The sequence below is a fragment of the Catellatospora sp. NPDC049133 genome (assembly GCF_040648455.1).
Classification (GTDB): Bacteria; Actinomycetota; Actinomycetes; order Mycobacteriales; family Micromonosporaceae; genus Catellatospora; species Catellatospora aurea.
In genome coordinates, this window is the sequence record NZ_JBEZDT010000016.1 from 91,134 (window position 1) to 105,730 (window position 14,597).

Here is a 14,597-nt window from a genome sequence, read left to right on the forward strand (position 1 = left end):
AAGGCACGTTTCACGCCGCTTGGCCGCCAAAACCGGTACGGGAGAGGCCCAGCGGCGCGGCACGCCGGACAACCTGAATAAACGTGAAACAGGATGGAGCGTGCGCCCCGCCGCGCCTAGCGTGATGACAGCACCGTGCCTTCACCCCCAGCGTCATCGCGACGCCCGGCAGGAAGAGGACCGACCCATGACCGAGATGCCGCAGCAGGCCCCCGAGGCCATCTTCGACGGCCCGGTGGCGCTGGCCACCGACGCCACGCTCGACGCGTACGGACGCAAGCCGAACGGCAGCGACGACCAGGGCTACAAGGACGAGAGCTGATCAACGAACGTTGGGGCGGTCCGGCAGCCGGACCGCCCCAACCGCATTCCGGGAGAAGATCGTGCTCAAGGCCGAGATCGCCATCGCCGCGGCCGCTGGCCCTTGGGCGGCGCAACACGGGCGCTGGGCCTGTGGTTCCAGCTGGATCGAGCCGTTCGCGAATCCCGCCCTGGAGGCCTTTGCCGCCGAGACCGATGGCGGCACCACCATCGTCGTGCGTGAGCGCGTCGACGGCCGGCCCCGGACTGCCAGCCCAAGCGACGACCTGACGCGGATGCAGGCGGAGGGGTGGCCGGCGGACTTCCACATCGTCCGCCTGGCGGCGGGCATGGTCACCGTGTCGGCAGGCGACCGCGGCGCCGCTCCCCTGTACGTCACGGCGGCCGCCGACCGCCTGGTGGTGTCCTGGTGGCTCGGCGACCTGGCCCCGCACCAACCCACCCTGCGGATCGACCAGGTCGAAGCCGTCAGATACCTGTCGCGTCTGCACCGCTACTCGACTGCCACCGTGTGGCGCGACGTGCACCGCGTCACCGAGCGAGCCAGCGCGGTCTGGTACGGCGGCCAGGTGCGCATCGACCTACCGCCGCCAGCGCCGCACTACCTCGCCAGGACGCTGACACCTGCTGCTGACCCGGTGGCAGCGTACGGGACGCTGCTGCGCGGCCAAGTCCGTGCCCGCGCCCTGGACGGCGCCGCGGCCTTCGTCGAGGTGTCGGGAGGGCTGGACTCGGCCAACGTGGCGGTCGCCGCCCAGGAGGAGCTGCCCGGCGTGCGCGCGTACGGGCTGCTCCTCGCGGGCCCGGCCGGCGCACAGCAGTACCGGCGCCGCCAACAGCTGCTGGACCTCCTGGGGCTCGATGACGTGACTGTCGACGCGCAGCAGTATCCACCGCTGTGCGGCATCCCGCCCCGCAGTCGCAACCCCGACCCGATGCTGGAGCCCTACCAGGAGTGCCTGGACGCGGTCGTGGCCGCAGCTGCGGCAGCTGGAGCCAGCGCGGTGCTGACCGGCATCGGTGGCGACGAGCTGTTGGGGCTACGTCCCGCCGAACGAGGGGACCGTGGGCCGACACCGGCGACCGGACCCGACCTGGAGCTGCTGTCGGCCCGTGCACGGCACCTGGCGCTGGATCTTCCCGAGCCCCAGATGCCGGCGGCCGCCCTGTACGAGCCGACCCTGTTGGCGGCGGCATCCCGAGCGCCGGTGTTCCTCCGTCGCGGCATCTGGCCGATCAACATCCTGGCCGCGCCCGATGTGGTCCGCTTCTGCGAATGGCTACCCCGGGGGTGGAGGGCCGACCGGCGACTGCATCGCCAACGGCTGCTCGCTCGTGGCCTGCCCCAGGACTGGCCGCGTCCACACCTGCGAGAGAACTTCGCAGGCGTTATGACACGAGGCATGACCATCCACGGCCTGCGCCTCCTGGACGACGCGCTGCGCGAGCCGCGGCTGGGCGACCTGGGGCTCATCGACGTCGCTGCCGTGCGGGCCGCCGCCGACCGCCTGGCGGCGACCGGAGCGCTCACTGCCGGGCTGTACGAGGTCGTCAACCTGGAGCTGGCGCTGTGCGGCGAGTCCTGACATCACGGAGCCGCACATCACGGTGCCGCCGAGGTGCATCCGCCGATGCTGCTGCCATGCGACACGTTGCCGAGCAGGCGAAAACGCGTGTCGTGGTTGGATAATGGGCAGTTCCGGATCGGCCGTTCGCCTCGATCGGCGCCGATCTTCCGCGTCGGCGAAAGCGGGTGAGCAGGTGCAGGAGAGCAGGACGCTACTGCGGCGACTGATCGACGCGAGACGCCTGTCCTACCCCGAGGTCATCGACGTACTGGACGGCAGGGCGCGCGCCATGGGCGCCAACCAGTTCACTCTCTCCCGCCGCCAGCTCATCCGCATGATCAACGGTGAGGTCGGAACCAGGCCGATGCCGGTGACTTGCCGGGTCCTGGAGGCGGAGTTCGGGCACCCGGTCGACGCCCTTCTCGGACCCGCTGGCGCGAGCCTGCCAGCGGTCGACGAGGACCGGTCGTTGGAACAGGCCGCGCAGGCGTCCGCTTCCTACGCGATGTGGCAGGGCGTCGACGGGATCGCTGTCAGCACGCTCCAGATCACCCTCGGCCAGCTCGCGCAGCAATACGTGTACGGCGAGATGCTGCCCGTGGTCGCAGGCGTCAACGCCGTCCGAGCCGCCGCGGTCGAGTTGCTTCCCCGGGCCGGGTCGTTCCAGCGCACCCTGTACCTGATCGCCGGCCTGTCCAGCGCGATGCTCGCTCACGCGGCGGGCAACCTGGGTCAGATCAGCCAGGCGCCTGTCCACGCCAACGCGGCCATGCGGTTCGCCGACCTGGCCCGCCTGCCGGGCGTGGGGGCCTGGGCGCTGGCGGTGCGGGCACTGCAGCAGGAATGGTCGGGCTCGCCGCAGCGCAGTGTGGTGACCGCCCGCCAGGCGCGGGAGATGCTGCCCTCAGGCTCGGCGGACTCGACGCAGGTCTGGCTTGCGGCGATCGAGGCCCGCGCGTACGCCCGGCTGGGCAACGCCGCTGCGGTGCGGGACTCGCTCGACCAGGCTGCCCGCTGCCGTGAGCTCATCGCGGCACGGCCGGCCGATGACGCCTTCGGTGTCGACCAGTTCGGCGGCATCGTCGCCTTCGTCGAAGCCAAGGAGGACTACTACGCGGGCACGGCCCTGCGGCGCATCGGCGACGTACGGCAGGCCCGCGAGCGGTCGACGGCAGCGATCCGGGCCTATGAGCAAGGGCCGGCCGACATGCGTTCCTACGGGGATGAGACCCTGGCCCGGCTCGACCTCGCCATCGCCTTCGCGCAGGGGCCCGAAACCGACCTGGAAGCCGTCAGCGCAGCTCTTGAACCTGTGACCCGTCTGCCAGACGCCCTGCTGCTGCCGCCGCTGCAGGGCCATCTCGCCGAGCTGGCAGCGGCAGTATCACGAGCCGACCTGCGTGGCAGCAGGCACGCCGCCCACGTCCGCAGTACGGCTATGGCACTGTCGACGCTGTGCGCCCCTCCCCCGGCCCAGCTGACGACCTGACACCTCGCCACCCGCGTCAACAGCCTGATGTCGAAGCCGCGCTGGCCGAGGCGTGCCGGCAGGCTGGCCTCAACCCGCGCCACGCACGGCTGATCCGTCACTTCTCCAACGCGGTGTACCTGGTAGACGGTGTGGTCGCGCGAGTTTCCTATGGGCCCGACGGAGTGTCCCGAGCCGAGCGGGGACTGGCGGCCGCTCACTGGCTGGCCGGCCAGGGATTCCCCGTGGCCGCACCGGTGGACATCGCGGCTTCAGGCGAACCCAGCCCTGTCCTCGTCATGAACGACACTGCGCCGCCTATGGCGGTCACCTTCTGGACCTATCATCCCCAGCCAGACGATCTGGCCCCCGACTTCCACGCGCTGGGTCACCTCGCGCTGCTGCTACACCGGGTGCCCGCGCCGCCGCCGATCGAGCTGCCCGCCTACGAGCCGCTGGCCAGCCTGCAACACGCGCTGGCGGCCCCTTCGGCAGCGCTGGCTCTGGACCCAGATTCCCTGGAATGGCTCGCCGCGCGAGCCGCCGCCCTGGCGGCCGCGGTGGCCACCGTGCCATCGGCGCTCGGTGTCGGCCTGATCCACGCCGACATGTGGTCAGGCAATCTGCTCCATGCACCCGGGCAGGGTCACCGCGGCTGGCTGCTGGGGGACTGGGACTCGGTGTGCATCGGCCCTCGCGAGGTCGACCTCGCTCCCACCGCGGTGGCCAAGCGGTTCGGTGGCGACGAACGCAGCGCGGCCCAGGTGGCCTCCGGATACGGCGTTGACGTGCGCGACTGGCCCGGCTATCCCCTGCTGCGCGCCGTGCGTGAGCTCAGCACCCTCAGCTCGCTGATCAAACTAGCGGCCCGGCACCCCGACTCAGCCCGCGAACTGGAACTGCGCCTGAACAGCCTGCGCCGCGGCGACGACGCGCTCTGGAACCGCCAGTAGCTCCGCCGCGGGCTGCGGCGTCACCATAGCGGCACCGTCGCGTCACCTCAGCGCGGTATCGGTGTCATCACCGCGCCGAGCAGGATCTATCCGCACCGAACGATGACAGGTTGGCCGAAACGACCGGGTCGTCGTGTCACACCGCCCACCGAGGCGGTGAGCGGATGGGAGACCCACGTGCTCGGCGACAACCTCTGTCTGCCCGCGCATCACCGTGCGCGCCGACGCTCGCCGCACTCGCGGCGCACGGCCCTCGGGGGCGTTGTGTTCCCATCCGTCGCATCACGCACACGCGCATCCGGCCTCTGCCGATAGGGGCGCAGGTCAGCACCGCGATCCACAGACGGATACGCGCCCCTGGCGAGCAGGAGAGTACGCCGAGAGCGCGATCTAACCCTTCACTCACCCCGGCGGACGCGGTTCGCTGTCTTCGACACAACGGCCGCCCGCTATCTACGACAGGCAGCACGAATGCTTACCGGAAGTCCACAAACGACTGACACGGACCGCGCGCTCGACCGCGGAGCCGACATCGCCAAAGTGTGGCAGGCGAAGATCATTGTCGCGGGCGGGTTCGGCGTCGGTAAGACGACGCTGGTGACGGCTGTCTCGGAGATCGAGCCGGTCCGCACCGAGGCCGCGATGACGGCGGTCGCGTCGAGCATGGACGACACCGCCCACGTCCCGCAGAAGGTGGTCACGACGACGGCCATGGACTTCGGGCGCCTCACCGTGCCGCCCGACGTCGTCCTATACATCTTCGGCACCCCTGGACAGCGCCGGTTCTGGTTCATGTGGGACGACATCGTGCGGGGTGCGTTGGCCGCGATCGTGCTGGTAGACACACGCCGCCTGGCGGATTCTTTCGGTGCCGTCGACTTCTTCGAGGCTCGCAGGCTGCCGTTCATCGTGGTGATCAACCGCTTCGACGGCAACCTGTCGCACAGCGCAGAGCAGGTCAAGGATGCGCTGGCTCTGGCGCCGGACGTTCCGGTGCTGGACTGCGACGCGCGTGAACGCGATCAGGTCAAGCAGGTGCTCATCACGACCGTCAAGCACGCTCTGGCCCGCCGCCAGCCCGTCTCATGAGCGCCACGTCGCACACGAGCGCCGGCAAAGGCGCCGCCGACCAGACCACCCACGCCCGCCGGACGCGTCGTCGCGGCGCACACACACGCGAAGGCGGTAGACCCGTGTTGCGGCTGAACAACCTCGCCATCCGGACCAAGACCGCGCTGATCGTGGTCCCGACAGCAGCCGCCGCGCTGATCACCAGCGGTGTCGCGCTGCAGGGGACCGTAGACGCGGCCGTCGACGCCGCTCAGACACGCTCACTGGTGGAGGTCGCCGCCGCCGCCGGCGACCTCACCCACGAACTGCAGGCCGAGCGGGCCGGGGTCGCCGCGCTGCTGCTGCCCGACGCCGGCCAGCAGGTAGCCGCCGCCTACGGTCAGCAGGTCGAACGGACCGGGCAGGCCGCCGCCCGGTTCCGGGCCCGATACGCCCAGCTGGAGGATCCGCCCGCCGCCGTCGCTGCCATCCTGACCCGTATCGACGCGGGCTTGGCCGACCTCGACGGCCAGCGAGCGCGGATGGGGCAGTCCAAACCCATCGCGTTGTCCTCGGCGACCTTCTCCTACCGCATCCTCGTCGCCGACCTGGTCACCTACCAGGAAACCGCCGCGCAGGCGGGCGTCGACCCCGTCCTCGCCGATGAGATCCGCGCCGCCGCGGCGCTGGCCCGCGCCAAGGAGAGCCTGGGCCAGCAACACGTGGCCGTGCTACAGACGCTCGCCATCGGCACTCTCACCCCGTCACTGGCGCAGGACATCGCGGCCGCGCGCAGCGGGTACGACGACGCCCTGCGCGAGTTCAACGACCTCGGGCGGCCGCAGTGGCGCACGCTGCTCAGCCGCACCCTGACCGGTCCGGAGGCGCTCGACGCCGCCCGGTTGGAAGGCGTTGTCACCAGCACCGGCGCGTATCAGCCGCTGGCCCTGCCCGGTGGAGCGGCGGCGTGGACGGCAGCACTCAGCACACGCGCCGACCGGCTGCGGCAGGTGGAGATCGCGGCGCAGACCGATATCACCGGTTCGGTGCAGGACGCCTGGCAGCAGCAGATCACCAAGGCGGCTACCACCGGCGGCCTGCTCTTGGTCGCGTTGCTCATCGCGCTGTTAACCGCGGTCGTGGTGGCAAGGTCCACCGCCACCAGGTTGCGGACGCTGGAACGCGCCGCGCAGGAGATCGCCACCACCCGCCTTCCCGCCATGGTCGCCCAGTTCCGCAACGTCTCCGCGCACGACCAGCCGGAACAGGTCGAAGCCCTGGCCGCCGAAGCGACCGCGCGTCCGGCCATCATCCTGCCTGGCAGCGACGAGGTCGGCGAGGTCGTGGCAGCCTTCAACGGCCTGTACCGGGTGGTGGTGGTCTCGACCGCAGGCGAAGCGTCGGCGCGAGCACGGATGGCAGGAACCGTGGTCACGCTCGCCATGAAGGTCCAGACACTCGTCGAGAGCATCATCCACAACCTCGACTCCTTGGAACGATCCGCCGACGACGAGTTGATGGCCAAGCTCTACCCGATCGACCACCAGGTCACCCGGCTGCGGCGGCTGGCCACCAACCTCCTCGTCCTAGGCGGCGCAGGACTCGGTCGCCTGCACCCGGCCGACGAGCCGGTCGAGTCGCTGGTGCAGGCCGCCGGCTCCATGGTGGATGACTATCTGCGGGTCACGCTCCGCCACAGCGAATCCGCGATCGTTCGGTCCCACGGAGTCAGCGCCGTCGTGCACGTGCTCGGCGAGCTTCTGCACAACGCCACCCGCTACAGCTCCGCCGACAGCAGCGTCGCCGTCGACATCCACTGGCTGGGAAACGACCTGGTCATCTGCATCACCGACAACGGCATGGGGATGCGCGCTGATCAGCTGGCGCACCTGAACGCCCTGCTGTCGCAGCCGAAGCTGGACGTCGACGTCCCGGGACAGATGGGCCTGGTGGTCGTCGGGCGCCTGGCCGCAGAGCACCGCCTCAACGTGCGGCTGCAACGTGCCGAAGCCGGATCCGGGACCGTGGCGCTGCTGACGATTCCGGGGAATCTCGTTTCACGGCCCGCCGCCGCGCTTCCGGCCATGCATGCCCGGCTGGCCGGCCCGGCCGGTGGACGCCCGGCGCGTCCCGCGGCCGCAGCCGCCCCAGCAGCGCTGGACGAGGCCACCGCGGCTCTGCCCACGATCGCAACGCCGCGACAGCTGACAGCCGCCGCGTCCGATACACCGCGCTCACCGTGGATGGACCCGGCAGCGGCAGCCGACGGATTCGTAACACCGGCAGACCAGGCGTGGGCCGCCGCCGCAGCGCTGCGCCAGCAGTCCACCGGACCAGTGACCGCCAGCGGACTGCCCAGACGGACGGCAGATCCGTCCCGCGTGCCGACCCTTGCCCCGCCGGCCGACAGCGCCCGCGCGCACGTCATCGACCCCGCCGTCATGCAAGCGCAAGTTGCCACCGCGATGCGCGGCCTGTCCGCCGCCGCACGCACTGCCATCCACCCGACAGGAGACCCGCGATGATCGCCCACACCCCGTTGCTCGGCACCGACAACTCCGCGCGCACCGCCCTGTTCAGCAGCCTTCTCGACCGGCTGACCGCCCAGGTCCCCGGCGTCGTGCACGCCATCGCCATGTCCAGCGACGGCCTGGTACTGGCCGCCACCAAGAGCCTGCCCGCCGACCGGGCGGATCAGCTAAGCGCCGCCGTGGCCGGGCAGGTCAGCCTCGCCAACGCGACGTGCGCCGTTCTCGACGCGGGCGTCTACCAGTACACGATGCAGGTGATGGCCGCAGGCACCCTGGTCATCAAACCGGCCGCCGACGGCACCGCCTTCGCCGCGATCACCCGCCATGACGGCGACACCGGCCAGACCGCCTTCCACCTGGCGGAGATCGCCAATCAGCTCGGCACGGCGATCCAGCCGGGGCAGCGCAACGGCGGATGACCCATGCCGACCGCAGCCGCCACCGCGCACCCTCCGGCGTGGCCCACCACGATGAAGATCGTCGTGGTGGGGCCGCCGGGCGGCGGAGCCAGCTCGCTGGTCGCCGCGGTCTCGGACCTGCCGGTGACCGGTCCCGTCGGCCGGGAGTTCGGCAGACGCACCCTCGGCACGACGGTGGTCTACCTGTTCACACTGGCGCAGAGCGCCTGGTGGCTGGTCTGGCCAGGCACCCTCATCGGCGCGCACGCGGTCATCGTCGTGGTGCCGACGAGCCGGCTGCCGGAGGCATATCCCCTCCTGGACGCCACCGCCGGCAGCGGACTGCCATACGCCGTGGTGGTCGACCGCTTCGGCGACCCGGTCCGCCACCACCCCGCCGAGATACGCGAAGCGCTGGCCACCGACCCGAGCGTGCCGGTGATCGCCTGCGACGTCCGCGACCGCGCAGCCGCCCAGGCCGCCTTCACCGACCTGGTCAGCCGGCTGCGACCCCACCAATGACCCCCGCGCCACCCGGCGCGGACCGACACCCCTGAAAGGCACTCACCCACGTGAACCACATCCCCACCCGGGCGGCGGCGGCAGCCGTGGCCCTGGCCCTGATGCTGACCGGGTGCTCCGGCTCAGCGCTGAGCCCCGACACCAGCACCCCCGCCGGCGACGCCGTACGCGTCGGGCTGCTCATACCGAAGTCCGGTCCCTACAAGGCCATCGGCGACGACATGCTGAAGGGCTGGAACCTCTATCTGCAGCAGCACGGCAACGTCCTCAACGGCCGCCCGATCACGGTCGTCGAGGCCGACGAGGGCGACGGAAAGGAACAGGCCCGCGCCGCCGCCAAGAAACTGATCGAGCAGGACCGCGTCGACATCATCGTCGGCGGTGCCACCGCCGACACCGTCCAGACCCTGGACCCCATGCTGCGCGCCGCCAAGATCCCGCTGATCGGCACCGGCGGCCGTCCGAGCACGGTGACCGACCCGACCTACATCTGGCACACCTCCTGGCTCAGCCAGGAAACCGGAGCGGCCATCGCCGAGCACATCCGCACCACCGTCAACGGGCCCGTCTTCGTCATCGGACCGGACTACATCGGCGGCCACGACCAGATCGGCGGCTTCGTCAACGCGTTCACCAGCAAGGGAGGCAAGCTGGCCAACCCGGACGGCAAGCCGACCTGGACCCCCTGGGTGCCGCCGACCACGAACTTCGAACCGTTCCTGGCGAAGATCAAGCAGTCCGACGCCAAGGCCGTCTACACGTTCTACGCCGGATCCAGCGCGGTCGAGTTCGTCAAGCAGTACCGGCAGTTCGGCATCAACCTGCCCCTGTACGGCGCCGGGTTCCTCACCGAGGGCGCGGTGCTGACGGCCCAAGGAGAAGCCGCCCGCGGCATCTGGACCGTCATGAACTACGCCTACAACCTCGACACCAACGCCAACCGGCTGTTCGTGTCCGCGTTCTCCGCCGCCTACGCCGGAGCGACGCCGAACATCTACCACGTCACCAGCTACGACGCCGCGCTCGTGCTCGACATGGCCATCCGGGAAGCGATGCACGGCGGCGGCCCGATCCCGGCCGCCTCCCCCACCGCCTCGGCCGCGCCCAGCCTCGGCGCACCGACGTCCGGCGCAAGCTCCCCGGCGGCATCGGCAAGCCCGTCAACCCCTGCCGGTCCGGTGGGCCCGGTGTCCTCCGAGACGCTGCTCAGGGCGCTGCCGCGCATCGGCGAGGTGCCCTCCCCGCGCGGTCCCTGGCAGTTCGGTCCGGTCAACCACACCCCCGTGCAGCGCTGGTACCTGCGCAAGGTCGACGACGACGGCGGCGTGCTGGCCAACGTCCGCTTCGCCGAGCTCGCCACGCTCGGATCCTGACCGACCGACCATCAAGGAGACGACCATCATGGGCACCGCCCCTGCGAACGCGTACATGTTCGACAACACCACCAACGAAGCAGCCACCCAGGTGCGGCTGCTGGCCGAGATCCTGGACCCGCACAGCATCGGCGTGCTGGAAAGCACGGGCATCCGCCCGGGACTGCGCTGCCTGGACGCCGGGCCCGGCGCCGGGACGATCAGCTACTGGCTGGCCCAGCAGGTGGGGCCGGCCGGGCACGTCACCGCGCTGGACATCGCCCCCGTCCACATCACCCAGCAGCGGCCGAACCTGACCGTCCGGGCCGACGACATCCGCACCGCCGAACTCGAGCCGAACTCGCTGGACCTCATCCACGCCCGGTTGCTGCTCATGCACCTGCCCGAACGCAAGCAGGTCCTCGCCCGCCTCGCACAGGCGCTCGTCCCCGGCGGCCGCATCGTCATCTCCGACTGGGACTGCACCTGGCACGACATGGTGCGCGCCAGTCCCGACGCCAAGGCCACCGACCTGTTCCACACGTTCCAGAAGGTGCTGCTCGGCCTCGGGACCTCCCGGGGCGCCGACATGCACTGGGCGGCCGACGCCAACCAGGCGATGCGGGACTGCGGCCTGGTCGACGTCGCCACCGTGACGCACTCCCAGACCTGGACCGGCGGAACCGGGGTCGCGATGCTGCACCACAGCAACTCCATCCAGCTGCAGGACCACCTCGTCGCCGCTGGGATGGAGGTCGACGAGCTGATCGCGCTGCGGGACCTGCTGCGTGACCCCGAGCTGGTGCTGTCGGACTACCTGATGCACACCACCGTCGGCCGCCGCCCGATCGCCGGCTGACGAAGGGCGTGCCGTGAACCTGTTGCCGCTGCTCGACCGCTACCTCATCACCGTCGTCGACGGCCTGGCGTACGGCCTGGTGCTGTTCGTCGTCGCCGCCGGTCTGACGCTCATCTGGGGCGTCGCCGACGTGCTCAACCTGGCTCACGGCACGCTCTACCTGGTCGGGGCCTACACCGCCTGGTCGCTAAGCGACGGCGGCTTGACCGGCCTCCTGCTGGCCGTAGCCGTCGGCGCCGCCATCGGCGCCACCGCCGGAGGGCTGCTGTCGCTCGCGATGCGCCCGCTGTCACGCAGGCCCTTCGACCAGGCGTTGGCCACCCTCGGCCTGTCGTTCATCGGCGCCGACGTCCTCACCGCCCTGTTCAGCGGCGAACCGCTGCACGTAAGCCCGCCCGCGGCGCTGGCAGGATCGGTCGACCTGGCGGGCCATGCCTACCCCGCCTGGCGGCTGGTGTTCATCGGCATCGCCGCCGCGGTGGCCACCAGCCTCGTCCTGACCATCGACCGGTCCCGCGCCGGGGCCGTCATCCGAGCAGTGGTCACCGACGCGCCGATGGCCGAAGCCACCGGCATCCGCACCCGCCGAGTCCAGATCGCGGTCCTGGCCGCAGGCGGCGCTATGGCCGTCGCCGTCGGCGTGGCCGCCGCCCCGGTCATCGGTCCCGCCCCCGGCGTCGACCACATCGTCTTGAGCCAGTCGCTGATCATCGTCGTGGTCGGCGGTCTCGGATCCATGCGCGGTGCCCTAGCCGCAGCCGTGGGAGTCGGCCAGGTCCAGACCCTCGGCGTGCTCCTGGCCCCGCCGGCCACCGCCCCGTTCCTGCTCGCCGCAGCCATGCTGGTCGTGCTGGTCACCCGCCGCAGCACCCTCGGCAGGCCCGCATGAACAGCACGCCCCGGCACCCATTCCGCAGAATCCCGGCACGGGCCGTCCTGGCCACGGCGGCGCTGGCCACCGCTGTGGCGCTTCCCTGGGCGGCCAACGCCTACCTGGTGTCGCTGGCCTCCACGGCGCTGGTCATGGCGGTGCTGTCGATGAGCGCTCAGCTGCTGGCCGGTCCCGCCGGGCTCGCGCCCCTGGGCCAGGCCGCATACCTGGGCGTCGGCGCATACACCGCGGCGCTCGTTGCAGATACGGTCACCGCGCTCGGCCCCGTGCAGCTCATCGCCGCGTCGGCCGCCGGCGCGATCGCGGCTGCCGCCACCGGGCTACTGGCGGTACGCACCCGCGCTGTGACCTTCCTGATGGTGACCGTCGCGCTCGCCGAGCTCCTTCACGTGGCAGCCCTCTCCCTGGCGCCGGTCACCGGCGGCAGCGAGGGCCGACACGTGCCCCCGGTCGTGCCGCTGCCCGGCCTGGCCCCGCTGGCCTCCGACGGCCTGACCTATCTCTACCTGCTGGCCACGACGGTCGTGATCGTCGGGTGCATCGCCGCGCTCATGCGGACCCGGTTCGTGCTCGCCCTGCGCGCCGCCAGCGACCACGAGCCCCGGCTGCGCGCCAGCGGACACCCGGTCGGCCGCCAATTACTCGCCGCCTACACCATCGCCGGCGCGATCGCCGGAGCCGCGGGCGCGATGCTCACCACCGCCCACCAGTACGTCTCCCCCGCCGACATGGCGTTCGGGTCCTCTGCGCTTGCGCTGGCAGCGGCAGTGCTGGGAGTGGGCACCATGCCCGGCGCGTTCGCCGCCGCCATCGCCCTGGTCGCGGTCCGCGACTGGCTGGGCGGCACCACCGGCCACGGCATCGCCCTCATCGGCCTGCTACTCATCGCCGCCGCCTACCTACCCCGCCACGACCTGCCCAGCCTGGCCCGCCAACGGCCACGGAGCGCACCATGACCGCAGCACTGCACCTCGACCAGGTATCGCGCACCTACGGCGGGCTGCAAGCCCTGCACCCGCTGAGCCTCACCATCCCCGCAGGTGAACGCCACGCCGTCATCGGCCCCAACGGCGCCGGGAAGTCCACCCTGCTCAGCCTGATCGCCGGAGCACTACGGCTCAGCAGCGGACGCCTACGGCTGCACGGAGCCGACATCACCCGGCTGAGCCCCGAGAGTCGCGCCCGAGCAGGCATCGGGCGCACCCACCAGCACCCCGCGATCTGGCCCAACCTCACCGTCGCGCAGCACTTGGTGCTGGCCACACGCCCCGGCCCACGCACCGCCGACCGGATCAGCGCGGCAGCCCGCGGCGTCAACGCCCTGAACACCGTCGGGCTGCAAGACCGCGCCGCCGTACCAGCCGCAGCGCTGTCCTACGGCGAACGCCGACTGCTGGAACTCGCCATCGCCCTGGCCGGCGCACCCCGCCTGCTGCTGCTCGACGAGCCTTCCGCCGGCCTGTCCAGTGGAGAGCTTCACCGCCTTCGAGACGTCCTCACCGCCCTGCCCGAACAGGTCACCACGGTCATCGTCGACCACCATCTCGACCTGGTCTTCGACATCGCCGACACCGTCACGGTCCTGCACCAGGGACAACTGCTCGCGACGGGCCCGGCCGCGGCAATACGCACCGACGCCCGGGTGAACGCCGTCTACGCCGCGACCGGCACCGCACCCACCAGGCGGCCAAGGGCCCCGCAAGCAGCGCGTCCGGCCCTGACCGTCCGCCTGCCCGCGGTCGGTTACGGCACCACCCTGCTCACCGACATCAGCCTGGACGTCCACACCGGTGAGGCGGCCGCCGTCGTCGGTGCAAACGGAGCAGGCAAGACCACACTGCTCAACGCCATCAGCGGACTGCACCACGGCGTTCGCGGCACCGTCCTGGTCGGCGGCCACCCGACCGCAGGCATGCCGCCGCACCATGCGGTCGACGCCGGACTCGCGACGGTCCCCCAGGGACGCCGCCTCTGGCCGCGCCTGACCGTCGCCGAGCACCTCGTCGTGGCCCACCCGCGCCGCCGCGCGCCGTCCGTCACCAAGGACCAGATCCTGGCACTGTTCCCGGCCCTGGCCGATCGGCTCCACCACCGGGGCAGCCAGCTCTCGGGCGGCGAACAGCAGATGCTGTCGATCGCCAGGGCACTGACGACCAGTCCAAACGTCCTGCTGCTGGATGAGCCCGCCGAGGGCCTCGCCCCAGCGATCGTCGGCGCGCTCGGCGCGGCACTCAACCAGCTGATCGACGGCGGACTCGCGGTGCTGCTCGCCGAACCGGCCATGCAGCTCGGGCACCACATCGCCGACACGGTCGTGGTCCTGGCCGACGGCACTATCACCGCACACCACCTGACCCGGGACCTGCGCACCAGCACAAGCACCGTTCCCGAAGGGGAGGCCGCCGCCGCCCAGTGACCCGCCGGCAGGCCGTCTCGATCAGACAGCCAGCCGGTGCCGCGGGACGCTCGCTTCGGAGGGGTGAGCGAGCTGCCCGCACAGCCCGCGCCAACCGCGGGCGCGATGCCGCGGTCTCCCCCAGGCGGCATCGCAGTCACCCGGCCGGACCGGCCCCGGCCGGGTGACACCATCCACCGCCCACACGAGAGGCAGCCGCCATGCGCAGCACCCACCAGCCGCCGGGCACTCCAGGACTCGCCATCGGCACGCACGCCTGGACCGGAC

Annotated in this window: 13 protein-coding genes; all 13 read left to right on the top strand. The window is 71.4% G+C overall.

The genetic code is table 11. The features are described from left to right. Nucleotides 1-187: 187 nt before the first annotated feature. Nucleotides 188-322: a hypothetical protein gene (locus tag AB0B35_RS19680; RefSeq protein WP_361047278.1), complete on the top strand. Its 135-nt coding sequence runs from the start codon at nucleotides 188-190 to the stop codon at nucleotides 320-322. A 61-nt stretch (nucleotides 323-383) separates the two neighbouring features. Beyond that, nucleotides 384-1,907 carry an asparagine synthase-related protein gene (locus tag AB0B35_RS19685; RefSeq protein ID WP_361047280.1) on the top strand — a complete coding sequence of 508 codons (1,524 nt, stop codon included), beginning with the start codon at nucleotides 384-386 and terminating at the stop codon, nucleotides 1,905-1,907. A gap of 175 nt (nucleotides 1,908-2,082) precedes the next feature. Beyond that, complete coding sequence (locus tag AB0B35_RS19690; protein ID WP_361047282.1) at nucleotides 2,083-3,378, top strand: hypothetical protein; 1,296 nt, start codon at nucleotides 2,083-2,085, stop codon at nucleotides 3,376-3,378. Beyond that, nucleotides 3,345-4,310: a phosphotransferase gene (locus AB0B35_RS19695; protein ID WP_361047284.1), complete on the top strand. Its 966-nt coding sequence runs from the start codon at nucleotides 3,345-3,347 to the stop codon at nucleotides 4,308-4,310. Before AB0B35_RS19690 ends, AB0B35_RS19695 begins: the two co-directional genes overlap by 34 nt. A 540-nt stretch (nucleotides 4,311-4,850) precedes the next feature. Beyond that, nucleotides 4,851-5,399, top strand: coding sequence for an ATP/GTP-binding protein (locus AB0B35_RS19700; protein WP_361047286.1), 549 nt, complete (start codon nucleotides 4,851-4,853; stop codon nucleotides 5,397-5,399). A gap of 104 nt (nucleotides 5,400-5,503) precedes the next feature. Continuing rightward, a complete protein-coding gene (locus AB0B35_RS19705) occupies nucleotides 5,504-7,885 on the top strand; it encodes a nitrate- and nitrite sensing domain-containing protein (protein WP_361047288.1) in 2,382 nt (793 codons plus the stop codon). Further along, nucleotides 7,882-8,310 carry a roadblock/LC7 domain-containing protein gene (locus tag AB0B35_RS19710; RefSeq protein ID WP_361047291.1) on the top strand — a complete coding sequence of 143 codons (429 nt, stop codon included), beginning with the start codon at nucleotides 7,882-7,884 and terminating at the stop codon, nucleotides 8,308-8,310. The genes AB0B35_RS19705 and AB0B35_RS19710 overlap by 4 nt, the downstream gene beginning before the upstream one ends. A gap of 3 nt (nucleotides 8,311-8,313) precedes the next feature. Continuing rightward, nucleotides 8,314-8,811 (top strand): hypothetical protein, encoded by a 498-nt coding sequence (locus tag AB0B35_RS19715; protein WP_361047293.1) that lies wholly within the window; start codon nucleotides 8,314-8,316, stop codon nucleotides 8,809-8,811. 101 nt (nucleotides 8,812-8,912) lie between these two features. Next, nucleotides 8,913-10,184: an ABC transporter substrate-binding protein gene (locus AB0B35_RS19720; protein WP_361047507.1), complete on the top strand. Its 1,272-nt coding sequence runs from the start codon at nucleotides 8,913-8,915 to the stop codon at nucleotides 10,182-10,184. 28 nt (nucleotides 10,185-10,212) lie between these two features. Continuing rightward, nucleotides 10,213-11,022, top strand: coding sequence for a class I SAM-dependent methyltransferase (locus AB0B35_RS19725; protein WP_361047295.1), 810 nt, complete (start codon nucleotides 10,213-10,215; stop codon nucleotides 11,020-11,022). A 13-nt stretch (nucleotides 11,023-11,035) separates the two neighbouring features. After that, the gene (locus AB0B35_RS19730) at nucleotides 11,036-11,911 is read left to right on the top strand and encodes a branched-chain amino acid ABC transporter permease (RefSeq protein ID WP_361047298.1); all 876 of its coding nucleotides are present in this window, start codon (nucleotides 11,036-11,038) and stop codon (nucleotides 11,909-11,911) included. Then, nucleotides 11,908-12,870 (top strand): branched-chain amino acid ABC transporter permease, encoded by a 963-nt coding sequence (locus AB0B35_RS19735; RefSeq protein WP_361047301.1) that lies wholly within the window; start codon nucleotides 11,908-11,910, stop codon nucleotides 12,868-12,870. Before AB0B35_RS19730 ends, AB0B35_RS19735 begins: the two co-directional genes overlap by 4 nt. Beyond that, nucleotides 12,867-14,330 (top strand): ATP-binding cassette domain-containing protein, encoded by a 1,464-nt coding sequence (locus AB0B35_RS19740; RefSeq protein ID WP_361047303.1) that lies wholly within the window; start codon nucleotides 12,867-12,869, stop codon nucleotides 14,328-14,330. The genes AB0B35_RS19735 and AB0B35_RS19740 overlap by 4 nt, the downstream gene beginning before the upstream one ends. Nucleotides 14,331-14,597 lie beyond the last annotated feature (267 nt).